Source organism: Rhizobium sp. USDA 4016 (assembly GCF_056279705.1).
Genome location: NZ_JBWCCY010000004.1, coordinates 3693003 through 3712082, shown reverse-complemented (window position 1 = coordinate 3712082; position 19080 = coordinate 3693003). Strand labels below are relative to the sequence as shown.

The 19080-nt window shown below is 59.8% G+C and carries 22 protein-coding genes; 7 read left to right on the top strand and 15 right to left on the bottom strand.

All coding sequences use genetic code 11. The features are described from left to right. Positions 1–156 precede the first annotated feature (156 nt). The gene (locus ACZ9DP_RS34160; RefSeq protein ID WP_283070362.1) at positions 157–1143 is read left to right on the top strand and encodes a Gfo/Idh/MocA family protein; all 987 of its coding nucleotides are present in this window, start codon (positions 157–159) and stop codon (positions 1141–1143) included. Here the strand turns inward: ACZ9DP_RS34160 and ACZ9DP_RS34155 are convergent, their stop codons facing one another. From ACZ9DP_RS34155 to ACZ9DP_RS34140, 4 genes are all read right to left on the bottom strand, one after another. Beyond that, positions 1144–1536, bottom strand: a complete 393-nt coding sequence (locus tag ACZ9DP_RS34155; protein WP_476204998.1) for a GtrA family protein — start codon at positions 1534–1536, stop codon at positions 1144–1146. Further along, the gene (locus ACZ9DP_RS34150; protein WP_476204997.1) at positions 1529–1891 is read right to left on the bottom strand and encodes a DMT family transporter; all 363 of its coding nucleotides are present in this window, start codon (positions 1889–1891) and stop codon (positions 1529–1531) included. The genes ACZ9DP_RS34155 and ACZ9DP_RS34150 overlap by 8 nt, the downstream gene beginning before the upstream one ends. 11 nt (positions 1892–1902) lie before the next feature. Then, positions 1903–2574 (bottom strand): class I SAM-dependent methyltransferase, encoded by a 672-nt coding sequence (locus ACZ9DP_RS34145; protein WP_476204995.1) that lies wholly within the window; start codon positions 2572–2574, stop codon positions 1903–1905. 64 nt (positions 2575–2638) lie between these two features. After that, positions 2639–3640: a glycosyltransferase gene (locus ACZ9DP_RS34140; RefSeq protein ID WP_476204994.1), complete on the bottom strand. Its 1002-nt coding sequence runs from the start codon at positions 3638–3640 to the stop codon at positions 2639–2641. 173 nt (positions 3641–3813) lie between these two features. Here ACZ9DP_RS34140 and ACZ9DP_RS34135 point away from each other — a divergent pair, with 173 nt between their 5' ends. The 3 genes from ACZ9DP_RS34135 to ACZ9DP_RS34125 are packed head-to-tail and all read left to right on the top strand — an operon-like array spanning position 3814 to position 7887. Continuing rightward, entirely contained in the window at positions 3814–5652 is a 1839-nt protein-coding gene (locus ACZ9DP_RS34135; RefSeq protein ID WP_476205523.1) for a hypothetical protein, read from the top strand. Between the two features lie 54 nt (positions 5653–5706). Further along, a complete protein-coding gene (xseA, locus tag ACZ9DP_RS34130; RefSeq protein WP_476204993.1) occupies positions 5707–7287 on the top strand; it encodes an exodeoxyribonuclease VII large subunit in 1581 nt (526 codons plus the stop codon). 9 nt (positions 7288–7296) lie between these two features. Next, positions 7297–7887, top strand: coding sequence for an NAD(P)H-dependent oxidoreductase (locus ACZ9DP_RS34125; RefSeq protein WP_476204992.1), 591 nt, complete (start codon positions 7297–7299; stop codon positions 7885–7887). On the opposite strand, the gene ACZ9DP_RS34120 is transcribed toward ACZ9DP_RS34125, so the two are convergent. After that, positions 7888–8370, bottom strand: a complete 483-nt coding sequence (locus tag ACZ9DP_RS34120) for a MarR family winged helix-turn-helix transcriptional regulator (protein WP_476204991.1) — start codon at positions 8368–8370, stop codon at positions 7888–7890. 101 nt (positions 8371–8471) lie between these two features. On the opposite strand from ACZ9DP_RS34120, the gene ACZ9DP_RS34115 reads away from it, so the two are divergent. Beyond that, positions 8472–9383, top strand: a complete 912-nt coding sequence (locus ACZ9DP_RS34115) for an EamA family transporter (protein ID WP_194728697.1) — start codon at positions 8472–8474, stop codon at positions 9381–9383. Here the strand turns inward: ACZ9DP_RS34115 and ACZ9DP_RS34110 are convergent. The 3 genes from ACZ9DP_RS34110 to ACZ9DP_RS34100 all read right to left on the bottom strand — a co-directional run bounded on the left by ACZ9DP_RS34110 (position 9331) and on the right by ACZ9DP_RS34100 (position 11811). Further along, complete coding sequence (locus ACZ9DP_RS34110) at positions 9331–10584, bottom strand: aminopeptidase (protein ID WP_476204990.1); 1254 nt, start codon at positions 10582–10584, stop codon at positions 9331–9333. The genes ACZ9DP_RS34115 and ACZ9DP_RS34110 overlap by 53 nt on opposite strands. 112 nt (positions 10585–10696) lie before the next feature. Beyond that, positions 10697–11374: a glutathione S-transferase family protein gene (locus tag ACZ9DP_RS34105; protein WP_074066321.1), complete on the bottom strand. Its 678-nt coding sequence runs from the start codon at positions 11372–11374 to the stop codon at positions 10697–10699. An 11-nt stretch (positions 11375–11385) separates the two neighbouring features. Then, entirely contained in the window at positions 11386–11811 is a 426-nt protein-coding gene (locus ACZ9DP_RS34100) for a DoxX family protein (RefSeq protein ID WP_476204989.1), read from the bottom strand. 81 nt (positions 11812–11892) lie between these two features. Here ACZ9DP_RS34100 and ACZ9DP_RS34095 point away from each other — a divergent pair, with 81 nt between their 5' ends. Beyond that, positions 11893–12333, top strand: a complete 441-nt coding sequence (locus tag ACZ9DP_RS34095; RefSeq protein WP_476204988.1) for a MarR family winged helix-turn-helix transcriptional regulator — start codon at positions 11893–11895, stop codon at positions 12331–12333. Here ACZ9DP_RS34095 and ybaK read toward each other — a convergent pair. Genes ybaK through ACZ9DP_RS34080 form a run of 3 tightly spaced genes read right to left on the bottom strand, consistent with a single transcriptional unit; the run spans position 12330 to position 14218 of the window. Further along, a complete protein-coding gene (gene ybaK / locus ACZ9DP_RS34090; protein WP_476204987.1) occupies positions 12330–12803 on the bottom strand; it encodes a Cys-tRNA(Pro) deacylase in 474 nt (157 codons plus the stop codon). The genes ACZ9DP_RS34095 and ybaK overlap by 4 nt on opposite strands. A gap of 1 nt (position 12804) precedes the next feature. Further along, positions 12805–13155 carry an ArsC family reductase gene (locus tag ACZ9DP_RS34085; RefSeq protein WP_476204986.1) on the bottom strand — a complete coding sequence of 117 codons (351 nt, stop codon included), beginning with the start codon at positions 13153–13155 and terminating at the stop codon, positions 12805–12807. A 1-nt stretch (position 13156) separates the two neighbouring features. Then, positions 13157–14218 carry a M14 family metallopeptidase gene (locus tag ACZ9DP_RS34080; RefSeq protein WP_476204985.1) on the bottom strand — a complete coding sequence of 354 codons (1062 nt, stop codon included), beginning with the start codon at positions 14216–14218 and terminating at the stop codon, positions 13157–13159. 314 nt (positions 14219–14532) lie between these two features. On the opposite strand from ACZ9DP_RS34080, the gene ACZ9DP_RS34075 reads away from it, so the two are divergent. Then, positions 14533–15096: a methylated-DNA--[protein]-cysteine S-methyltransferase gene (locus ACZ9DP_RS34075; protein ID WP_476204984.1), complete on the top strand. Its 564-nt coding sequence runs from the start codon at positions 14533–14535 to the stop codon at positions 15094–15096. Between the two features lie 16 nt (positions 15097–15112). Here the strand turns inward: ACZ9DP_RS34075 and guaA are convergent, their stop codons facing one another. The 4 genes from guaA to ACZ9DP_RS34055 all read right to left on the bottom strand — a co-directional run bounded on the left by guaA (position 15113) and on the right by ACZ9DP_RS34055 (position 19078). Next, positions 15113–16675, bottom strand: a complete 1563-nt coding sequence (gene guaA / locus ACZ9DP_RS34070; RefSeq protein ID WP_476204982.1) for a glutamine-hydrolyzing GMP synthase — start codon at positions 16673–16675, stop codon at positions 15113–15115. 94 nt (positions 16676–16769) lie between these two features. After that, the gene (locus ACZ9DP_RS34065) at positions 16770–17408 is read right to left on the bottom strand and encodes a 5'-methylthioadenosine/S-adenosylhomocysteine nucleosidase (protein ID WP_476204981.1); all 639 of its coding nucleotides are present in this window, start codon (positions 17406–17408) and stop codon (positions 16770–16772) included. After that, a complete protein-coding gene (locus ACZ9DP_RS34060) occupies positions 17405–17854 on the bottom strand; it encodes a PaaI family thioesterase (RefSeq protein ID WP_074066358.1) in 450 nt (149 codons plus the stop codon). Before ACZ9DP_RS34060 ends, ACZ9DP_RS34065 begins: the two co-directional genes overlap by 4 nt. A 132-nt stretch (positions 17855–17986) precedes the next feature. Beyond that, entirely contained in the window at positions 17987–19078 is a 1092-nt protein-coding gene (locus ACZ9DP_RS34055; RefSeq protein ID WP_476204979.1) for a DUF1513 domain-containing protein, read from the bottom strand. Positions 19079–19080 lie beyond the last annotated feature (2 nt).

Here is a 19080-nt window from a genome sequence, read left to right as displayed (position 1 = left end):
GATTGAAAGTACGGATGCCGCAGAGCGTCGCCGGGAGTAAACTAGCGCAGGTTCCGGCAGAGGAAAGCCAAACTTTCGTGATTTGCGCGCACGCCATTGCGTCACCCGCCACCCCTGAATAAGGTTGCACCCATTCAAGCTCTGGGAGGCTAAGCCATGCTCCGTTTCGGTATTATTTCGACGGCAAAGATCGGCCGTGAACTCGTCGTTCCGGCCATTCAGGACGCGGAAAACTGCGTCGTCACCGCGATTGCCAGCCGCGATCTGAAAAAGGCGCGCGAGATGGCCGACCGCTTTTCCGTGCCGCATGCCTTCGGCTCCTATGAGGAGATGCTCGCCTCCGACGTGATCGACGCCGTCTACATTCCGCTGCCGACGTCACAGCATGTCGAATGGACCATCAAGGCGGCAGACGCCGGCAAGCACGTCCTTTGCGAAAAACCGATCGCGCTCAATGCCGGCGAGATCGACAGCCTCATCGCTGCGCGTGATCGCAGCAAGGTCCTGATTACCGAAGCCTATATGGTGACCTACGCGCCGGTCTGGCGAAAGGTCCGCTCGCTGATCGCCGACGGCGCGATCGGCAAGCTTCGCCATGTCCAAGGTGCCTTTACCTATTTCAATCGCGATCCCGGCAACATGCGCAACATTCCCGAACTTGGCGGCGGCGGCCTGCCCGATATCGGCGTCTATCCGACGATCAGCACGCGCTTTTCGACGGGCAAGGAACCACTGCGCATCCAGGCCGTCACCGAACGTGACCCGGAATTCGGCACCGATATCTATTCGAGCGTGAAGGCCGACTTCGGCGATTTCGAGCTGAGCTTCTACATCTCCACCCAGATGGCAAACCGCCAGGTCATGGTGTTCCACGGCACGGAAGGCTATATCGAGGTGAAATCGCCTTTCAACGCCGACCGCTGGGGGCCGGAGGAACTGGAACTCGCCAACCGCAGCCACAACGAGTCGACCATCTTCCGCTTCCAGGACAGCCGCCAATACAAATGTGAAGCAGAAGCTTTCGCCCGCGCTGCCAAGGGCGAGAAGGAAGAGGTCGTCACGCTCGAAAGCTCGAAGCTGAACCAAAAGGTGATCGACGCGATCTACCGCGCCAGCGAGAAGGACGGCTGGGAGCCTGTTTGATTATTCGCGAAATGCGAAACGGATGTAGCCGAAAATTGCAAAGCACAGGGTAGAGGCGGAGGCGAGAACCATTGCCGCCAACGGCTGCAGCGACGGCAATACCGTTATGAGCGTGGCGTAGAGACCATAATTCAAGATCGCCGCAATCAGCACGATGGCGACGATCCCTGCGCGGACGACCGACAGCCGACCGCCCGTCGTGACATCGATGCGTCGCAGCAAAGCGAGCATAATGCCAAGGATTGCAACAAGGCTCACTGCCCGCGTCAAAAGCGGGCCTTGCATCACCTTCAGCAGCAAATGGAAGAGTATCGTTTCGGCCGCCAATCCAAGCAGCGACAATGCGGCAAAGCGCAGAAGCGACCCGCTTCGATTGAGAGAGGCGTCAGCCATTGATCGCGAGCATGCCAGCAATGATGAAAGCCGCGCCAATGGCGTAGCGAACAGTGAGGGCTTCCCCAAGAAAGACCTGCGCCAGCAAAGGTACGAAACAGAAGGTCAATCCCATAAAGGAGTAAGCAATCGTCAGCGGGACGGCTTTCAGGACGTAAATCCAGATGATCGTTCCGAGACCGTAAAGGAGTAGCGCTGCAAGCATCACCGGATTGAAAAGCAGAGCAAGAATATTGCGGACACTGAGCTCGCCTGTAGCTGCGCTCGCCAGCTTGAACAGCACCTGGCCCGAGGCAATCAGCAATGGCGTGCCGATAAGCCCAATCCATGTTGCGGTCGAAAAAGTGGAAAGCATCGAACCGTCCTTCAATCTGCTGCACCTCTTTCTTCCGAATAGAAGATGTCGCGACCGATATCCTCGCAGACAAAGGCTGGAGGCACCGGGTGAACAGCTCTCAGGAAGGAATGTGTGTAAGGGAAGAAGTTGAAGTGCGGATTGAACGTGTAGCGGTATTCGCGTTCCCTCGGCACAACGATGATCAGGCGGCGTTTTGCAATCCGGCGCAGTTCCGCAATCGCTTGCCGGTAGTCGAGAATATGCTCGATCACATGCGTGCAGATGACCGTGTCGAATTCCGCGTCTGCAAAGGGGAGGTTTTCGACCTTGGCCGCGACATATTCGATGCCAGGCAGCCGTGATGCGTCTTCAATCACGAAGTCGACGCCTGTAAGGCGGTTGAGCCCAGGATGCGTCGCCTGGATGCTGCGGAGCAGCGCACCCGTGCCGCAGCCGATATCGCAGACGCTCTTTCCCGCGATCGATCCGAGGATGCGGCTGATGCAGGCCGCAGAATTGTCCGTGCCTTCGTGAACACGGGGATGCTTGCGGTAAAGCTCGGCATATTCCTCTGCCGAAAGAAACGGTGCTCGCTCGCGAAATTTCGCCAAGTGCGTGATGTGGTCGCCCCAGACGCGCCGCGCAGCCCAGCGAAACGCACCGGAATCACGGACAAACGGCGGCAGGATATCTTCCAGCACGATAACGAATACGGTTTGTGGTTTCTCTGTTCATGGAAAGGGCGTCACCTTTGGGCGGAAGCAACTATGCGATACGCGTGGTCCTGCCACCTTGCGCGGTTTCAATGGACTTTTCCGACGCTAAACCCTGGCTCGGCGCGGCGACGTTGAGGTAATGAATGCGAAGCTGCTCGGCACGCGAGCGTGCGACGGAATCAAGGATCAGACCCGCGGTAAAGACCATGAAGGAGATCATCATCAGCGCCATGGAGAGAACCCATGTCGGCATGCGGTTGACAAGCCCGGTCTCGAAGTATTCCGCCAGCACAGGCGCCATGAAAGCCATGCTCGACAGCATGAAGAACGCGCTGATGAGGCCGAAGAAGGCAAAGGGCCGCGTTTCCTTCATGAGCATGGCGAACATCCAGAGAATCTTGCCGCCGTCCTTCAAGGTCGAGAGTTTCGAGTGCGAACCTTCCGGGCGGCGGCCGTAATCGAGTTCCAGCTCGGCGACCGGCAGCTTGAGCCGAGAGGCGTGGACGGACATTTCAGTCTCGATCTCGAAACCGGCGGAAACGGCCGGGAAGCTCTTGACGAAACGGCGCGAGAAGGCCCGGTAGCCTGAGAAAATATCGGTGAAGTCCGGACCGAAGATCGTGCGGTAGAGAATGTTGAAGATGCGGTTGCCGAAAGCATGCCCGTTGCGCCCGGCGTCGGAATGAACGCCGCGCCGCGTTCCGACCACCATGTCGGCGCGTTCGGTCAGCAGCGTGCGGATCAGCTCTTCGCCGTCTTCGGGCGCATAAGTGCCGTCGCCATCCGCCATCAGATAGATGTCGGCGTCGATATCGGCGAACATGCGGCGCACGACATGGCCCTTACCCTGGCGCCGTTCGCGCACGACAGCGGCGCCGGCCAGCATCGCATGGAGCGCGGTGCCGTCTGTCGAATTGTTGTCGTAGACCTGAATCTGCGCTTGCGGCAGTGCCGCTTTGAAGCCGCGGACGACTGCACCGATCGTGGCCGCTTCGTTGTAGCACGGAAGCAGCACAGCGATGTTTAGCGTTTTGGTCTGCGATCGTGTCATGATGCCACTCGCCATTCACAATTGGCGCGCAGTCTAAAACATGCAGCGTTAATAAGACCCTATAGCGCGGGAAGAATCGGCAGCCATCCGGACGCTTTACACTTTCTTGATCTGCAAAAGCTAAAGTTCGCGCAGCTTAGGACGGGACAACAGGAATGGCGAACGTCGCAGGAATGACCGGCAATTCAGCTTCTAAATCTTCGCCGCCCATCGTGTCGCTTGCCGCTGTCCGCATGCTTCTCACGCGTCTGTGGCCGTCCGTGTCGCTCTATAGCGCGGTGCTGATCGCGTGCATTTTGCCGGTGAAGCTGATCGGGACGAAAGACTATGTCGGTCCTGACAATGACGACGGCATGCGGCTCGTCGAAGTAAGGGATTTTCTCTCCGGGCAGAGCTGGTTCGATTTGACCCAATACCGGCTGGGCGTTGATGGCACGCTGATGCACTGGTCGCGGCTGATCGATTTGCCGATCGCAGGGCTCATCAAATTCTTCGGCTTGTTTCTGGCGGGCGAGCAGGCCGAGGCCGTGGCGCTCGCGATCTGGCCCGTCTCACTCGTTACCCCTCTCATGCTTGCGATGGCGATTGCGGGCCGCCGCATCGGCGGTGTGCCTGCCATGCATGTCTCTCTGGTGATGACCGCACTAGGCGTGTGGAGCAGCAACCGTTTCGTTCCGGGTGCGATCGATCATCACAACGTGCAGATCGGGCTTGTCGCGATGATGACGGCAATGCTTCTCGATGAGGAGCATCATGCCTGGAGCTATATCGTTGCAGCCTCGATGGCGGCTCTCGCGATCGCCATTGGGGTCGAGACAACACCTTTCGTCGCAACGGTTTGCCTCGTCGTCGCTCTTCATTGGGCTTGGGTGGGGCAAGCCTTTCAGAAGGCTGCCAAAGCATTCGGGCTGACGCTCGCGCTGGCCGTCAGTATTCTGTTCTTCTCGACCATGCCGCCCCGGCTTTATTCGACCGTGACCTGCGATAATTTTTCGCTTGGTTTTTACGGCCTCGCTGCGATCGGCGGTGGGATGCTTTCCGTTGCGGCTGTTTTCGCAAGCCGCGCGTCGAGAATAGGACGCTTCGCTGCACTCGGTGGTATCGGCATTGCTGTTGCAGTTTCGGCCATGGTGATCGCGCCCCAATGCCTGCATAATCCGCTTGACGATCTCGATCCAATGCTCGTTGAGCTGTGGCTGAACAATATTTCAGAAGCGCGCTCCATGCTCGACATGATCCGCGACGAGCCTTTCGGCATCGGTGCCTTTTACGCAGCCGGTCTTTTGGGCATTGCTGTCAGCGCATTCCGAATCCTCTATCGCGACAGGGTGCGGATTCACGCCATCCTGCTTTTCCTGCTCGTCCTCTGCTGGGCCATCGGCCTCATGCAGGTGCGCGGGGCACCCTTTGCAAACCTGATCGCTATCCTGCCGCTCGCGCTGCTGATTGTCGACATCCGCCGTATATCGAACAGCGATCGCGAAAATGTCGCTGTCGCATTCTGTTACATCATGCTGGTGCTTGCCAGCGTACCTGCTGTTTGGGCCGTTGCTGGAGCCTTCGTTGAGCTGCAGAGGCAAACGGAGGAAGACAAGAACGAAGCGAAAGACAAGGAAAACAAGCCTTCGTGTATCTCAAGAGAGGCTCTTGCGCCGCTGAATGCGATGCCTGTCGGCATGGTGGCGGCCTCATCTGAACTCGGCGTGCCGATCCTCCGCTTTACGAGCCAGCATGTTCTGACCGCACCTTATCATCGCAATCCCCGGGGTATGCTGACCGAAATGCATATCGGCCTCTCGGAACCGAAGGATGCAGAGGCCTTCCTGAGGGGGGCGGACGTTCATGTTTTGGCTTTCTGTCCCGACGATTATCCGACGATGCAGTTCGCAAAACTGAAGCCGGAGGGTCTTTATTCTCAATTGGCGAAGGGCAATGTGCCGTCCTACCTCCAACCGCTTCCCAAGGCCGCGGGCGTTGGGGTGCAGTTCTTTCTCTTCAAGCCGGAAAATTGAGCGCTAACCCGATGCTCTACTGATCTTTCCCTCCGCTTTCGCTAGAAAGGAAGGATGAGCAATGTCTTCGACACCGATTCGCCCACCAACCTGACTGAATATTCGGTCTCCGAACTTTCGGGATCGATCAAGCGCACGGTCGAGACTGCTTTCGACCAGGTCCGGGTGCGTGGCGAAATTTCCGGCTATCGCGGCCCGCATTCATCGGGGCATGCCTATTTCTCGCTGAAGGACGATCGCGCGCGTATCGACGCCGTCATCTGGAAAGGCACGTTCTCGCGGCTAAGGTTCCGGCCGGAAGAAGGCATGGAGGTGATCGCCACCGGCAAGGTGACGACCTTTCCTGGCTCGTCGAAATACCAGATCGTCATTGAAACGCTGGAGCCCGCGGGTGCGGGCGCGCTGATGGCGTTGATCGAGGAGCGCAAGCGCAAGCTTGGTGCTGAGGGTCTTTTCGACGCGGCGCGCAAGAGGCGGCTGCCGTTCATGCCGAGGGTCGTCGGCGTCGTCACGTCGCCAACGGGCGCCGTCATTCGCGATATCCTGCACCGCATTTCCGATCGTTTTCCAGTCCATGTCATCGTCTGGCCTGTCAAGGTGCAGGGAGATGGTTCCGGCGAGGAGGTGGCCAATGCCATCCGCGGTTTCAACGGCTTCCAGCCGGGCGGCGAAATGCCGAGGCCTGATGTGCTGATCGTCGCGCGTGGTGGCGGCAGCCTGGAAGATCTCTGGAGCTTCAATGACGAGATTGTCGTGCGCGCCGCTGCTGAAAGTGAAGTTCCGCTTATCTCGGCGGTTGGCCACGAAACTGACTGGACGCTGATTGACTATGCGGCCGATGTGCGCGCGCCGACGCCGACGGGGGCTGCGGAAATGGCCGTTCCCGTCAAAGCCGAACTGGACGCCCAGGTTTCTGCGCTTTCGGCCCGCCTGCAAGGCTGCATGAGCCGGCAGATGGATCACAGGATGCAGTCCGTTCGGGCATTGATGCGAGCGCTGCCGTCCCTCGATCAGTTGCTGGCGCTGCCGCGCCGACGCTTTGATGAAGCGGCCGCAGGCCTTGGCCGCGGGCTGGAGCTCAACACCATCAATAAGCGCCGGAGCTTCGAGCGCACCGCATCGCATCTGAGGCCGGACGTTCTTTCGAACCGCATTGCCGAGCGCCGCCAGATGCTTGCCGAGCGGATGACGCGCGCCGAGCGCACGGTGGAGCGACTGATCGATCGCTCCAGGTCCCGTGTCGGGCGGGCAGATGCCGTCTTTGGGTCCTTGCCGGCGCGGCTGAAGACGCAGACGGCACGTATGCTCGACCATCTGGCAAACCTGTCCCGTCACGCCGATACCGCTGTCCGCCATCAGTTGACACGGGCAAGGGGCGAGCTTTCGGCACAGGACCGCGTATTGCAGTCGCTTTCCTACAAGAACGTTCTGAAGCGCGGTTATGCAGTCATCCGCGACGATGAGAACCGGCCGGTCTCGCAGGCCGCGGCTCTTTCGGCCGGCGTGGGCATTTCGATCGAGTTTGCCGACGGCCGCGTCGGCGCCGTGACAACCGAAGGCGGTGCGCCACCGAAGAAACGCTTGCCGAAGGCTGAAGAGCCCACCATGCCGCCGAAGCAGGGTAGCCTGTTCTAGGGGGGACCGATGCGTATCCTGCTGGTGCTCGCCCATCCGCTTAACGAGAGTTTTGCTGCCGCTGTTGCAAAGACTGCGCGTGAAGCTCTGGCAGAAGCTGGTCATGCGGTTGATCTGCTCGATCTCTACGCCGAGGATTTCGACCCTCGCCTCACGAAGGCCGAGCGCGGCGGCTATTTCGACATCCCCTATGACACCTCCGGCGTCTCAAAGATTGTGGAGCGGTTGAAGGCGGCCGATGGATTGATCCTCGTCTTTCCGCAATGGTGGTTCAATTTTCCGGCGATCCTCAAGGGGTTCTTCGATCGGGTCTTCGCGCCCAGCGTTGCCTTCTCGCATGATACGGCCGGCGGGCGGATCGTTCCGCAGCTGACAAATATTAAGCTGCTTTGGGCTCTGACGACGACGGGCTCGCCGTGGTGGCTGGTTCATCTCTACATGGGCGATCCGGTGCGCCGGCTACTGAAGCGCGGCATTGCGAATTTCTGCTCCAAGGAACTCAATTTTCGAATGCTCAGCCTTCACGACATGGACCGCGCGACGGCCACCAAACGCCAAGCTCATCTTGATCGCGTGCGCAAGGCGTTGAGCGCGATCTGACTATTCGAATTTCGCGAGGAACTTGCGCAGCAGCGCATCGAGCGCTGCCTTGTCTTCATCGCTGAGGTTTTCGATAAGCCGCTGCTGATTGGCGACGTGGGCACCGACCGCAGTCTCGACAGCCGCAAAACCATTCTCCGTCAATGCAATCAGCACGCTTCGCCGGTCGTCGGGGTTGAGAACGCGTTCGACGAAACCTGCTTTCTCGAGCTGGTCGATGCGGTTGGTCATCGTACCGGAGCTCACCATCGTCATCGCCAGCAGATCGCCAGGCGAGAGGCGATAGGGTTTTCCGGAACGCCGCAGCGTCGCAAGCACGTCGAAGGCGGATGTCGAGAGCCCGTGCTGCAGCAGGACTTGCTCTACCTCGCGTCCGAGGTGTGTCGTCAGCCGTTTCAGGCGCCCCAGGATACCCATGGCTTCGACATCGAGGTCCGGCCGTTCACATTGCCATTGGGACAGGATTTTATCGACGCGGTCCATTGCTTCTTCATTCCTTCGATAAACAAGCGATAGCACGATATATCTTGACGTCAAGATAAATGCCATTATGTTGAATTTATCTTGAAATAGAGATTCTTGATATGAAGAAAAATAGCGCCTATGCAGCCGATGTCCTGATGACGGCCATCGCGCCCGCCATCTGGGGCAGCACCTATTTCGTAACCACCGCCTTCCTGCCTGCCGGCTATCCGCTGACCGTTGCAATGCTGCGCGCTTTGCCTGCCGGTCTCCTCTTGCTCGCCACCATCCGTCGCTTGCCGTTTGGTATCTGGTGGGGGAGGGTCTTCATCCTCGGCGCGCTCAATTTCTCGTTCTTCTGGGCAATGCTTTTCGTTTCGGCTTACCGCCTTCCAGGCGGTGTCGCCGCGACGGTCGGGGCTATTCAGCCTCTGATCGTTATCGCGTTATCGCGCCTCTTTCTTGGCAAGCCGATCAAGCTTCTTGCCGTCGTTGCCGGTTTGGGCGGAATGGCTGGCGTCGCGCTGTTGGTGTTGACACCCAAGGCTGCGCTCGATCCGGTCGGCGTTGCCGCCGGTCTCGCGGGCGCCGTATCAATGGCTTTCGGCACGGTGCTGACGCGCCGTTGGACGCCGCCGGTCTCGAACCTCGCCTTCACGGCATGGCAACTGACGGCTGGTGGGCTTTTGCTCGTGCCAGTCGCGCTGATGTTCGAGCCGGCTCTTCCGATGCCGACAACTGCAAATGTGCTGGGCATGGCCTATCTCGGATTAATTGGCGCGGCCTTCACCTATGTCCTATGGATCCGCGGCCTGTCGAAGATCGAGCCAGCGGCGGCCGCGTCGCTTGGCTTTTTGAGCCCACTCGTGGCGACGTTTCTCGGTTGGCTGGCGCTTGGCCAGAGCTTGACGCCCGTGCAGCTCTTCGGTTTCCTGCTTGTGCTGGCGAGCGTCTGGATCAGCCAGAGAGCGATGGCGCCCGTCAGGCCCATTCTCCCTGCCGCATCACCGGAACCCGCGAGCCGTCCGGCTTGATGCCGTCGATATCCACTTTGTCGGAACCGATCATCCAATCGATATGGATAAGGCTGGAATTTCCGCCCTGCGCCTTGATCTGGTCCTGGTTGAGCTTTGCGCCGTCGAGGAAGCACTTCGAGTAGCATTGTCCGAGCGCGATATGGCACGAGGCGTTTTCATCAAAAAGCGTATTGTAGAACAGGATACCGCTCGCCGAGATCGGTGATGAATGCGGCACGAGCGCCACTTCGCCGAGGCGGCGCGCGCCGTCGTCGGTATCGAGCACCTTGGTCAATACCTCCGCGCCACGCGAAGCCTTGGCCTCGACAATCCGGCCTTCTTCGAAACGAACCTGGATGTTGTCTATCAGCGTGCCCTGGTGCGAGAGCGGCTTGGTGCTTGAGACATGGCCCTCGACGCGCAGCGCGTGCGGCGTCGTGAAGACCTCTTCCGTCGGGATATTCGGGTTGCAGGTAACGCCGTTCTTGGCGACGGAGGCGCCGCCATGCCACTCATGACCGTCGGCAAGGCCAACGGTCAGGTCGGTACCCGGTCCCTTGAAATGCAGTGCTGCGAAGCGCTGACCGTTCAGCCAGGATGAGCGGGTGGCAAGGTTCGTATTGTGCTCCCTCCAGGCTGAGACCGGATCGTCGAGATCGACGCGCGAGGCGGCAAAGATTGCCTTTGCCAGTTTCGCGACCGCAATCGGCTCTGGATCGTCGGCAAACACGACCTTCGCCCAGGAGGGATTCGGATAGGCAACGATGTTCCAGTTAATGTCGAAATTCGAGATCTTTTCGAGCGCTGGTTTGTAGGCAGTGGAATTCGCCCGGTTCGCGCGGCCGACCTTGCCGGGATCCTGTTCGGAAAGCAGCATTGGATTGTCGCCGGCAATTGCAAGGCGTGCCGCACCGTTTTGATATGCCTTTGCCATACCTTCGTAGAGCCAGCCGGAGGCACGGTCGAAGCCTTCGTCGCTGCCGTATTGATAGCGGGCAAGCGTCGTTTCTTCGTCCGAGTAGAAAGTCGTAACAAGCCCCGCGCCGGCCATGTAGGCGTGGTTGGTGATCAAGCGAACCAGCGGCATTGCGACAATCGGCGCGGTCATTACCAGATCCTGACCCCTTTGAAGCTGCAGGCCGACCCTGACGGCGACCTCTGCGAGCTTTTCCAGCTTGATCGGATCGACGGAATTCTGGCTCTGGGGCATGAACGTCATGGCCGGCTACCTCCTGAAATCGACTCTCTGAAGATGCCAGACTTAGACCCCTTTACGGCGAAAATGAAGCTCGCCAGCGTGAAAATGCAGGGCCGCAAGAGACCACCCGATCTTAGGCAGCCGCCTGTTCAAGCAATGCCGACTGATGTTTCTCAAGGAACGCGATGAGCCGCTCGTGATAATCGGTAGCGGCGGCTTGCCTAACACTCGGCCGCTGCACAAGCGTGCTTCGCCAACCCTTCACCTTTTCCAGGCCATCAAAGATGTGGCTGTCGCTGATTGTGTCGAAGACATCGAAGTATCGGAAGATCGGTGCGAAGACGGCATCCACGAGGCTGAAGTTCTTCCCGACGAAAAGTGGTCCGCCGGAAAGCTCGGTTTCGATGATAAGGAATTTCGATGCAAGGACCGTTCGTTTGGTCTCCAGCACCCGCCGGTCGCTAGTCGTTTCATACATCCAGAGATCGGCAAGGATCGACGAGCCGAACTCCATCCATCCGCGATGCCGGGCGCGTGTCAGGGCATCTTGCGGATGAAGCCTCGGCCCGGGTTGCGTTTCGTCGATGTATTCGCATATTGCCGCACTCTCGAAGAGGGCGACCTGCCGCCCGTCTTCCTCGATCAGCAGAAGCGGAACCTTGCCGAGCGGAGAAATCTTCAAAAACCAGTCCGGCTTGTCATCGAGATCGATGAAAACGCGCTCGAAGGCCGCACCCTTCTCACCAAGGGCAATCGCAGCCCGCTGCACATAAGGGCACAGGTGGTGCGAGATGAGGGTAAGCTTTTGCATGGCATATTCCCTTAAGAGGCTTTTGCAAGTGCAAGCGGTTGTGAAGGGCGAAGCGCGAAGGCGCCGTCTCCGAGCATGGCCTGGGCGATCGAAAGCACGATCAGATAGAGCGGATATTCCCAGCCGCCGCCGGGCGCAGTAAAGACCCAGCCGTTCGCGCCATGCGCCCAGATGATCGCGCCGGCAAGGGCCGGTACGAGCGCCAAGGCGGCGATGCGGCTCTGAATGCCGAGAACCAAGAGCGCCCCGCCGACCGCTTCGGCCGCAAAGGTGAGGTAGGCCAGCCAGCCCGGCAAGCCGATCGACGTAAAATATCCGGCGGTCCCCATCAGTCCGAATGTCATTAGTTTCAGGACGATGCTGTGGGCGAGGTACATCGTGCCGAGGCTGATCCGTAGCAGGGCAGTTGCATAGAGGATGGATTTATCTGTGTTCATGTTCGTCAATTTCCCGATGATAGATGTAAATGCATATAATTTGCCTTGCTCCTTCGTCAAGGTAAATGTAATTGCATCTATATGGGCAAAAAACCGCGGTCCGAGACAACTACGCAGGCGTGGATCGCCATCATGCGTGCTCAGCAGCGCCTGCTGCGGGAAATCGAGAGCGACCTCAAGAAAGCCGGCCTGCCGCCGCTTGGCTGGTATGATGTGCTCTGGGAGTTGGCGCGCGCGGAGGAAGGCAAACTGCGCCCCTTCGAAATCGAAGAGCGGACGCTGCTCGCGCAATACAATCTCTCGCGGTTGATCGACCGGCTCGAACGCGAGGAGCTCGTCAGCCGCGAGACGTTCGCCGAAGACGGGCGCGGCCGATGGGTTGTCATTACGGAGGCCGGCCGGGCGCTTCGCGAACGCATGTGGACCGTTTATTCCAAGGCGATCGAGGTCCATGTCGGCTCGAAGCTTGACGAACCAGCCGCCACGGCGCTCGTGAATCTGCTAGCGCGATTTTCCGCCTAAGCGATGAGCGAGGCAGCTTTGGCATTCAGCGTCGTGAGCGCCTCCTTCGGCGCAAGGCGCACCTGCAGTCCGCGTTGACCGCCGTTCATGTAAACCAGAGGCTCAGTGAGCGTGGCCTCCTCCAGCGCCGTCGGAACCAGCTTTTTCTGGCCGAACGGGCTGATGCCGCCGACATGATATCCGGTCAGCCGCTCGGCATCTGCAGGCTTCATCATGTTTGCCGTCTTGCCGCCGAAGGCGCTGGCAAGCTTCTTCATGCTGACGTCGCGATCGGAGGCCACGACGACACAGACTGGCTTGCCGTCCACTTCCGCCATCAGCGTCTTCAGCACGCGATGCGGCTTTTCGCCGAGCGCTTGGGCGGCCTGGAGGCCGACGCGTTCGGCATCCGGATCATAGTCGTAGCGATGCACCGTGAAACTGACACCGGCTTTGGCAAGAACCTGCGTGGCGCGCGTCGTCTTGGACATATTATTTTTCGAATTCCGCCCCGTAGCTCTCAGGCTTGAAGCCGACCAGCAGCTTGCCGCCTGCTTCCAGAACCGGCCGTTTGATCATCGACGGCTGGTCGAGCATCAGGGCGATCGCCTTCTCCCGCGTGAGGTTTTCGCGGGCGGCGTCCGGCAGTTTGCGGAAGGTCGTTCCGGCGCGGTTGAGCACGGTTTCCCATCCGGCTTTGTCGACCCATTGCTCCAGATGGGCGCGGTCGATACCCAGGGCCTTGTAGTCGTGAAAATCATAGGCAACACCATGCTCTTCCAGCCAGGCGCGCGCCTTCTTCATCGTGTCGCAGTTCTTGATACCATAAATGATGGCAGTCATATTAATCCTCGAGGGTTCCGGCTTTGCGCACCACGCTGCTGGGCTGGCTGCAGGCGATCTTCATCAGGTCCGCGCGCCGGCGTACTAGGCGGTCGGAAACGCGGGTGACGACAAGGCCGCCTTGCGGCGCGCGAACTTGGATGCTGCCGTCCGCCATGCCGGGACGCGTGATGATCGTTGCCAGCAGGTCGCCTTCGGCAACCACTTCACCGATGCTGCGATGAAAGAGGACCGTGCCGGACTCCGGCGAGCGGATCATCTCGATATTGTCCAGCGGCACGGCTGGACCGGCGAACGTGCTTGGCAATACACTCTCGTCTCTGATGATCTCGCGTGCAGTGAGGAAGCGCCATAGCCCTTCTGCATCCGCTTTGGCCATATCCGGATAGACATCGCGTTTGCCGCGAAGTTCCAAGGTGACGGAAAGCTTGCCGGGCAGACGGGTGCGCTTCTCGCCAGGCACTGCATATTTCCAGGCAAAGCTGATTGCCTCCTCGAAGGCCGAGCTCTCGCCATCGGAAAGGAGCACCGCGTCCATCGCCAAGGCCGCGGCAAGGTCGCTCGCCTCCGGCCAGAACGCCTCGTCGATGTAGGCATATTGCAGGGATTCGTCGTCGCAATGCAGATCGAGCACGAGATCTGCGCCAAGCGCCATATGCATCAGCTGCCGCTTTAGCCGGTCGATTGCCGGGTAACGATCGAGATCGTCGATCAGGTTGTCGCGGTCCCGCAGAGAAATCAGCGGGAAATCCCGGTTGAAATTGGTCCGCGAGCCGAGATCGAAACGGCCCTGAAGCTCGCCGAAATGCGACTGTGCTGCACCAATCGGATTGGCCTGGGGTACGATTGTGATGTCGCCCGCAATGCTGTCGGCACTTTCTGCATCACGCAGCGTCCCGCAGAGAAAATGCAGAAGTGCTGTGCCCGGGAGTTCGTCGGCATGGAGCGCCGCCTGGATATAAACCTTCGGTGCGGCCGGGTCGTTGCCCTTGAACCGAAAAACCGGCAGACGCCACTCGATGCCGGGTGTGTCGCCCGGAATGATGATTTCGGAAATATCCACGCTACGTCACTCCGCAAATTCTGCTTAACGGAGGTTTATGCGAGTCCGGCGGGCAAGTGCAAGCCGGCAGATGACGCACTTCGTTTGAAGCAAGAGGCATTTCGCTATTTTCCTGCTGTCCGATCAGTGGCCACTGGCCGATATGCTCATGTTCGCTCTCGCCGGCTGGCGGTCAGGCAAAATCGCACGAACAAAATTAGAACATCTGATCTTGGCCAAGGCTGTGCGAAATGGCAAACTGTTGCAAGAAACGGGTGGAACTCGAGGTCCGGCCGCACGATTCTAGGGTGCAAGTGAAGCACGGAGGCGATGTCATGGCTGAGAAGGCGCACCAATATCTGATCTTCGAAACGGTTGGTGGTTTCTGCGGAATTGCCTGGAACGAGATCGGAATCACACGTTTCCAGCTGCCGACAAAAGCCGCTGACGCGACGGAGCGACTTCTGCTGCGCCGCCTTCCGGCAGCCGAATCGGGTACACCGACGCCTGAGGTTGCCGAGGCGATCGCTGCGGTAAAGCGTTACTTCAACGGCAAAGAAACAGATTTTTCAGGCGTAAAGCTCGACCTTGAGGGGCAGGATGCGTTTTTCAAGGACATTTATGCTGCTGCGCGTGGCGTCGGCTGGGGCCGAACGACCACCTACGGCGCGTTGGCGAAGGAACTTGGCGCCGGCCCGGAAGCGGCGAAGGACGTGGGTCAGGCGATGGCAAAGAACCCGGTTGCCCTCATCATCCCGTGCCACCGGGTGCTTGCCGCAGGTGGCAAGATCGGCGGGTTTTCAGCGCCGGGCGGCTCGAATTCCAAGCTCAGGATGCTGGAACTGGAAGGCGTCCGACTTGCGCCGCCGCAGCCGGCGCAGCAATCCCTGGGATTGTAGTCAGTGGGGATAAAAATCATTCCCACTCGATCGTGCCGGGCGGCTTCGAAGTCACGTCGTAAACCACACGGTTGATGCCGCGCACTTCGTTGATAATGCGGGTTGCGGCGCGGCCGAGGAATTCCATGTCATAGTGATAGAAATCCGCCGTCATGCCGTCGACCGAGGTGACGGCGCGAAGCGCGCAGACGAATTCGTAGGTGCGCCCGTCGCCCATGACGCCGACGGTCTGGACCGGAAGCAGCACCGCGAAGGCCTGCCAGATCGCATCGTAGAGACCTGCTTTACGGATTTCGTCGAGATAGATGGCATCGGCTTCGCGCAGGATGTCGAGCTTCTCGCGAGTGATGCCGCCCGGGCAGCGAATTGCGAGCCCCGGGCCTGGGAAGGGATGGCGGCCGATGAAGCTATCGGGCAGGCCGAGCTCCTTGCCGAGTGCGCGCACTTCGTCCTTGAAGAGCTCACGCAGCGGCTCGACGAGCTGCATGTTCATGCGCTCCGGCAAACCGCCGACATTGTGGTGCGACTTGATGGTAACCGATGGGCCGCCGGTGAAGGATACGCTTTCGATCACATCCGGATAGAGAGTGCCCTGGCCCAGGAAATCGGCGCCGCCGAGCTTCTTGGCTTCTTCCTCGAAGGTCTCGATGAACAAGCGCCCGATGATCTTTCGCTTGGTCTCCGGATCGCTGACGCCTTCGAGCTCGCCGATGAACCTGTCCGAGGCATCGACATGTAGCAAGTGTAGATTGTAATGCTCGCGGAACATCGCAACGACGCTCGCTGCCTCGTCTTTGCGCATCAGGCCATGATCGACCAGGATGCAGGTGAGTTGGTCGCCGACGGCTTCGTGAATGAGGAGAGCTGCGACCGAGCTGTCGACGCCGCCGGAAAGCGCGCAAATGACGCGCTTGTCGCCGACCTGCCGGCGAATTTGCTCGACCGCCTTCTGGCGATAGGCCGACATCGACCAGTCGCCCTTGATACCGGCGATGTTGTGAATGAAGTTGCCGATAAGCTTCGCGCCGTCCGGGGTATGCACGACTTCCGGATGGAACTGCACGCCGTAATATTTGCGCTTTTCGTCGGCGATGAAAGCATATGGCGCGTTGGAGGAGGTCGCGACGACCTCGAAGCCTTCCGGCAGCGCCGTGACGCGGTCGCCGTGACTCATCCAGACCTGATGGCGCGAACCCTTCGACCACAGCCCTTCGAACAGCGGGCAGTCCTTGTCGACGTCCAGGAAAGCGCGGCCGAATTCGCGGTGATGGCCGCTCTCGACCTTGCCGCCGAGTTGCATGCACATCGTCTGTTGGCCGTAGCAGATACCGAAGACCGGCAGGCCGCTGTCGAAGATGATCTGCGGTGCGCGGGGCGAACCTTCATCGACCGTCGAAGCCGGGCTGCCGGACAGGATTACGGCCCTCGGCTGAAGGCGCTTGAAGCCCTCTTCGGCGGACTGGAAGGGAACGATCTCGCAGTACACACCCGCCTCGCGCACGCGGCGTGCGATCAGCTGGGTCACCTGGCTGCCGAAATCGACGATGAGGACGCTGTCGGGATGTGCTGTCTGGGTCATGGCGAGCCTTTAATGAAAAGCACCCGTCCTGGCAATCCAGGAAATCGGCCGAGCCGGGATTTTATTGTCTTGATTGTCCCTGCTTTAGAGGGTTTCAGAACCAGAAAACACCATCCTCGAGCGCGGTGAATAGGCCATCGACGGCATAGGAGAGCTTGCGATCAATCACGTGCAGATACTCCGTCCAGCCGGAAATGTGCTGCAGTTCTTCAGCGCCGTCGGAGATTCCGCGAAGGCCGATCAGCGGCAGCTTATAGCCCTGGCAGGCGCGCAGAATCGCGAATGTTTCCATGTCCACCATGTCGGCAGCGATATTCCTGTAGGCCGACCCCGAAATGACGTTGCCACCGGTGGAAAGGCTGGCCTCAGGAATACCGGGAATGCGGAGCGGCAGATCGATGACCGCTGGAAGATCGAGGAAGGGTGTGTGGCCCTTGTCGAAACCAAGCGGCGACGCATCCATGTCGCGGTAGGAAACGGAAGAAACCTGATAGACTTCTGTCTGCTCAAGCGTCGCGGAACCTGCCGAGCCGAGAGAGACGACAAGCTGCGGCAGGTCGTCGGCCTGATCGAGCCGGGAAAGCGTCTTCGTCATCGCGACCGCCGCCTCGACCGGACCGACGCCTGTCATCAGCGGTTCGAAACGGGAGCGCAGGAAGGGGCCATATTCGGCTTCCGCCGCCATGACGAAGAGGATGGACTTGCCGGCGACCGGCTTCAGTTCAAATTTCATCCCGTAATTCCCTCTCTGCCGCGAACGACCATCATCGTTCCCGTCATGGAGGCGATCAGCTTGGCCGGTCCGTCGCCGATCGCATAGCCGCGCCCGTCGGCGACGATGATATTGGAGCCTGGTTTGGTGATCTCGCCGCGAAACAGGAAGCGCTCGCCGCGCCCAGGCGACATCAGGTTGACCTTGAATTCGATCGTCAGGATCGAGGCATCGGCGTCGATGACACTGTAGGCGGCAAAGCCGCAGGCGCTGTCGAGAGCTGCCGAAATGATGCCGGCATGAAGAATGCCATGCTGTTGCGTGAGCTTGACGTCGAAGGGAAGTTCGATCTCTACCACGCCGTGCTCGACGCGCGTCAGCTCGGCGCCGATCGTTTCCATTGCCGCCTGGCGGGTAAAATTCTGACGGATCCGTTCGCGGAAGTCGCCGTTGTTCCTAACGCTCATGCATTTGTCCCCTTGCGACCGCGAAAGTGGCACGGCGCGCCGGTTTCGACAAGGATGAAAGGGAAGCAGTTCCGATATGCGATCGAGCCGAGTGCCGCAAAGACGGTCCGCAGCATAAGTACTGGCCGAAGATCAAGCGCGCTCGCGGGCAATCCTGACGATATGCTGATCCCATGCCACATTGCTGCGCGTCGCAAGGAACTCACCGTCATAGGAAGAGACAGCAAATCCATGCCGGGCGGGCGCGATGCCGGCAGCGTCGGGGATGATGTCTTCGGCCAATACCTTGCCGGAGTTGGCGTCGATGATCGCCGATGCACCCTTCGGCGACGTCACGCCGACGAGGGCGTCCTTGCGGTTGACGGCAATGGCGCCGACATAGTTGCCGAACTGGCGGGTCGTTTTCTCCGGCAGATCGACGAAGGTTAGTTCCTCGCCTTTGGTGAAGTGGCCGACGAGCGGCGGCAGGTCGTTACGGTGGCCCTCGTACTGGCATGCGAACCACACGCGGCCATTGGCGTCGATATCGACGTGACGGGTCGAGACCTGCGACCATTGCCGCGGCATCACATGTTTTTCGACGAGCGTGCCATTGGACGCATCGATCAGCGTCAGCGATGGCTCCATGTTGCCGAGGTTGAGCTTCGTGCGGCCGAAATCCGGATGGGTCTCGATGCCACCATTGGCGATGACAAGCCAGCGGCCGTCATCGGAGACGGTCATATCGTGCGGGCCGACCCCATAGGTCTGGAACTCGCCGATGCGGGCGAAGCGGTTTGTCACGTCGTAGAGACCGATCATGCCGCGATTGCCGTCAAAATCGTTCTCACTGGCATAAAGCAACCGGCCGTCCGGCGAAAAGGTACCGTGTCCGTAGAAGTGGCGGCCTTCGGCGGAGGTGATAACGACCGGCTCACCCCTGTTCCAGGGATCGAAGATCATTGCGTAGGTGCCGGGACGGCGAGCGAAGGCGACGGTCTTGCCGGTGGTTGGGCTGAAAGCCATGCCATGGGCACGTGCGGGCAGGGCGACCTGATCGACGATTTCGCCGCGTTCGGTCACGGTCGCGACCGCGAAGGAGCCGTCGGCGGCGCGGATGCCCGAGGCATAAACCGCATCCGCGCGCTCAAGTGCCAGCAGCCCGCGCGGCTGCAATGCGGCGAGAAAGCTCAGGCCTGCTGCCTTGACGAAACTGCGTCGGTCGATCGCAGCGCTCCGCCACATCG

Coding starts and splice junctions, on each gene's coding strand:
- ACZ9DP_RS34160 (WP_283070362.1), top strand. CDS start 157: ATGCTCCGTTTCGGTATTATTTCGACGGCAAAGATCGGCCGTGAACTC.
- ACZ9DP_RS34155 (WP_476204998.1), bottom strand. CDS start 1,536: ATGGCTGACGCCTCTCTCAATCGAAGCGGGTCGCTTCTGCGCTTTGCC.
- ACZ9DP_RS34150 (WP_476204997.1), bottom strand. CDS start 1,891: ATGCTTTCCACTTTTTCGACCGCAACATGGATTGGGCTTATCGGCACG.
- ACZ9DP_RS34140 (WP_476204994.1), bottom strand. CDS start 3,640: ATGACACGATCGCAGACCAAAACGCTAAACATCGCTGTGCTGCTTCCG.
- ACZ9DP_RS34135 (WP_476205523.1), top strand. CDS start 3,814: ATGACCGGCAATTCAGCTTCTAAATCTTCGCCGCCCATCGTGTCGCTT.
- xseA (WP_476204993.1), top strand. CDS start 5,707: ATGAGCAATGTCTTCGACACCGATTCGCCCACCAACCTGACTGAATAT.
- ACZ9DP_RS34125 (WP_476204992.1), top strand. CDS start 7,297: ATGCGTATCCTGCTGGTGCTCGCCCATCCGCTTAACGAGAGTTTTGCT.
- ACZ9DP_RS34120 (WP_476204991.1), bottom strand. CDS start 8,370: ATGGACCGCGTCGATAAAATCCTGTCCCAATGGCAATGTGAACGGCCG.
- ACZ9DP_RS34115 (WP_194728697.1), top strand. CDS start 8,472: ATGAAGAAAAATAGCGCCTATGCAGCCGATGTCCTGATGACGGCCATC.
- ACZ9DP_RS34110 (WP_476204990.1), bottom strand. CDS start 10,584: ATGACGTTCATGCCCCAGAGCCAGAATTCCGTCGATCCGATCAAGCTG.
- ACZ9DP_RS34105 (WP_074066321.1), bottom strand. CDS start 11,374: ATGCAAAAGCTTACCCTCATCTCGCACCACCTGTGCCCTTATGTGCAG.
- ACZ9DP_RS34100 (WP_476204989.1), bottom strand. CDS start 11,811: ATGAACACAGATAAATCCATCCTCTATGCAACTGCCCTGCTACGGATC.
- ACZ9DP_RS34095 (WP_476204988.1), top strand. CDS start 11,893: ATGGGCAAAAAACCGCGGTCCGAGACAACTACGCAGGCGTGGATCGCC.
- ybaK (WP_476204987.1), bottom strand. CDS start 12,803: ATGTCCAAGACGACGCGCGCCACGCAGGTTCTTGCCAAAGCCGGTGTC.
- ACZ9DP_RS34085 (WP_476204986.1), bottom strand. CDS start 13,155: ATGACTGCCATCATTTATGGTATCAAGAACTGCGACACGATGAAGAAG.
- ACZ9DP_RS34075 (WP_476204984.1), top strand. CDS start 14,533: ATGGCTGAGAAGGCGCACCAATATCTGATCTTCGAAACGGTTGGTGGT.
- guaA (WP_476204982.1), bottom strand. CDS start 16,675: ATGACCCAGACAGCACATCCCGACAGCGTCCTCATCGTCGATTTCGGC.
- ACZ9DP_RS34065 (WP_476204981.1), bottom strand. CDS start 17,408: ATGAAATTTGAACTGAAGCCGGTCGCCGGCAAGTCCATCCTCTTCGTC.
- ACZ9DP_RS34060 (WP_074066358.1), bottom strand. CDS start 17,854: ATGAGCGTTAGGAACAACGGCGACTTCCGCGAACGGATCCGTCAGAAT.
- ACZ9DP_RS34055 (WP_476204979.1), bottom strand. CDS start 19,078: ATGTGGCGGAGCGCTGCGATCGACCGACGCAGTTTCGTCAAGGCAGCA.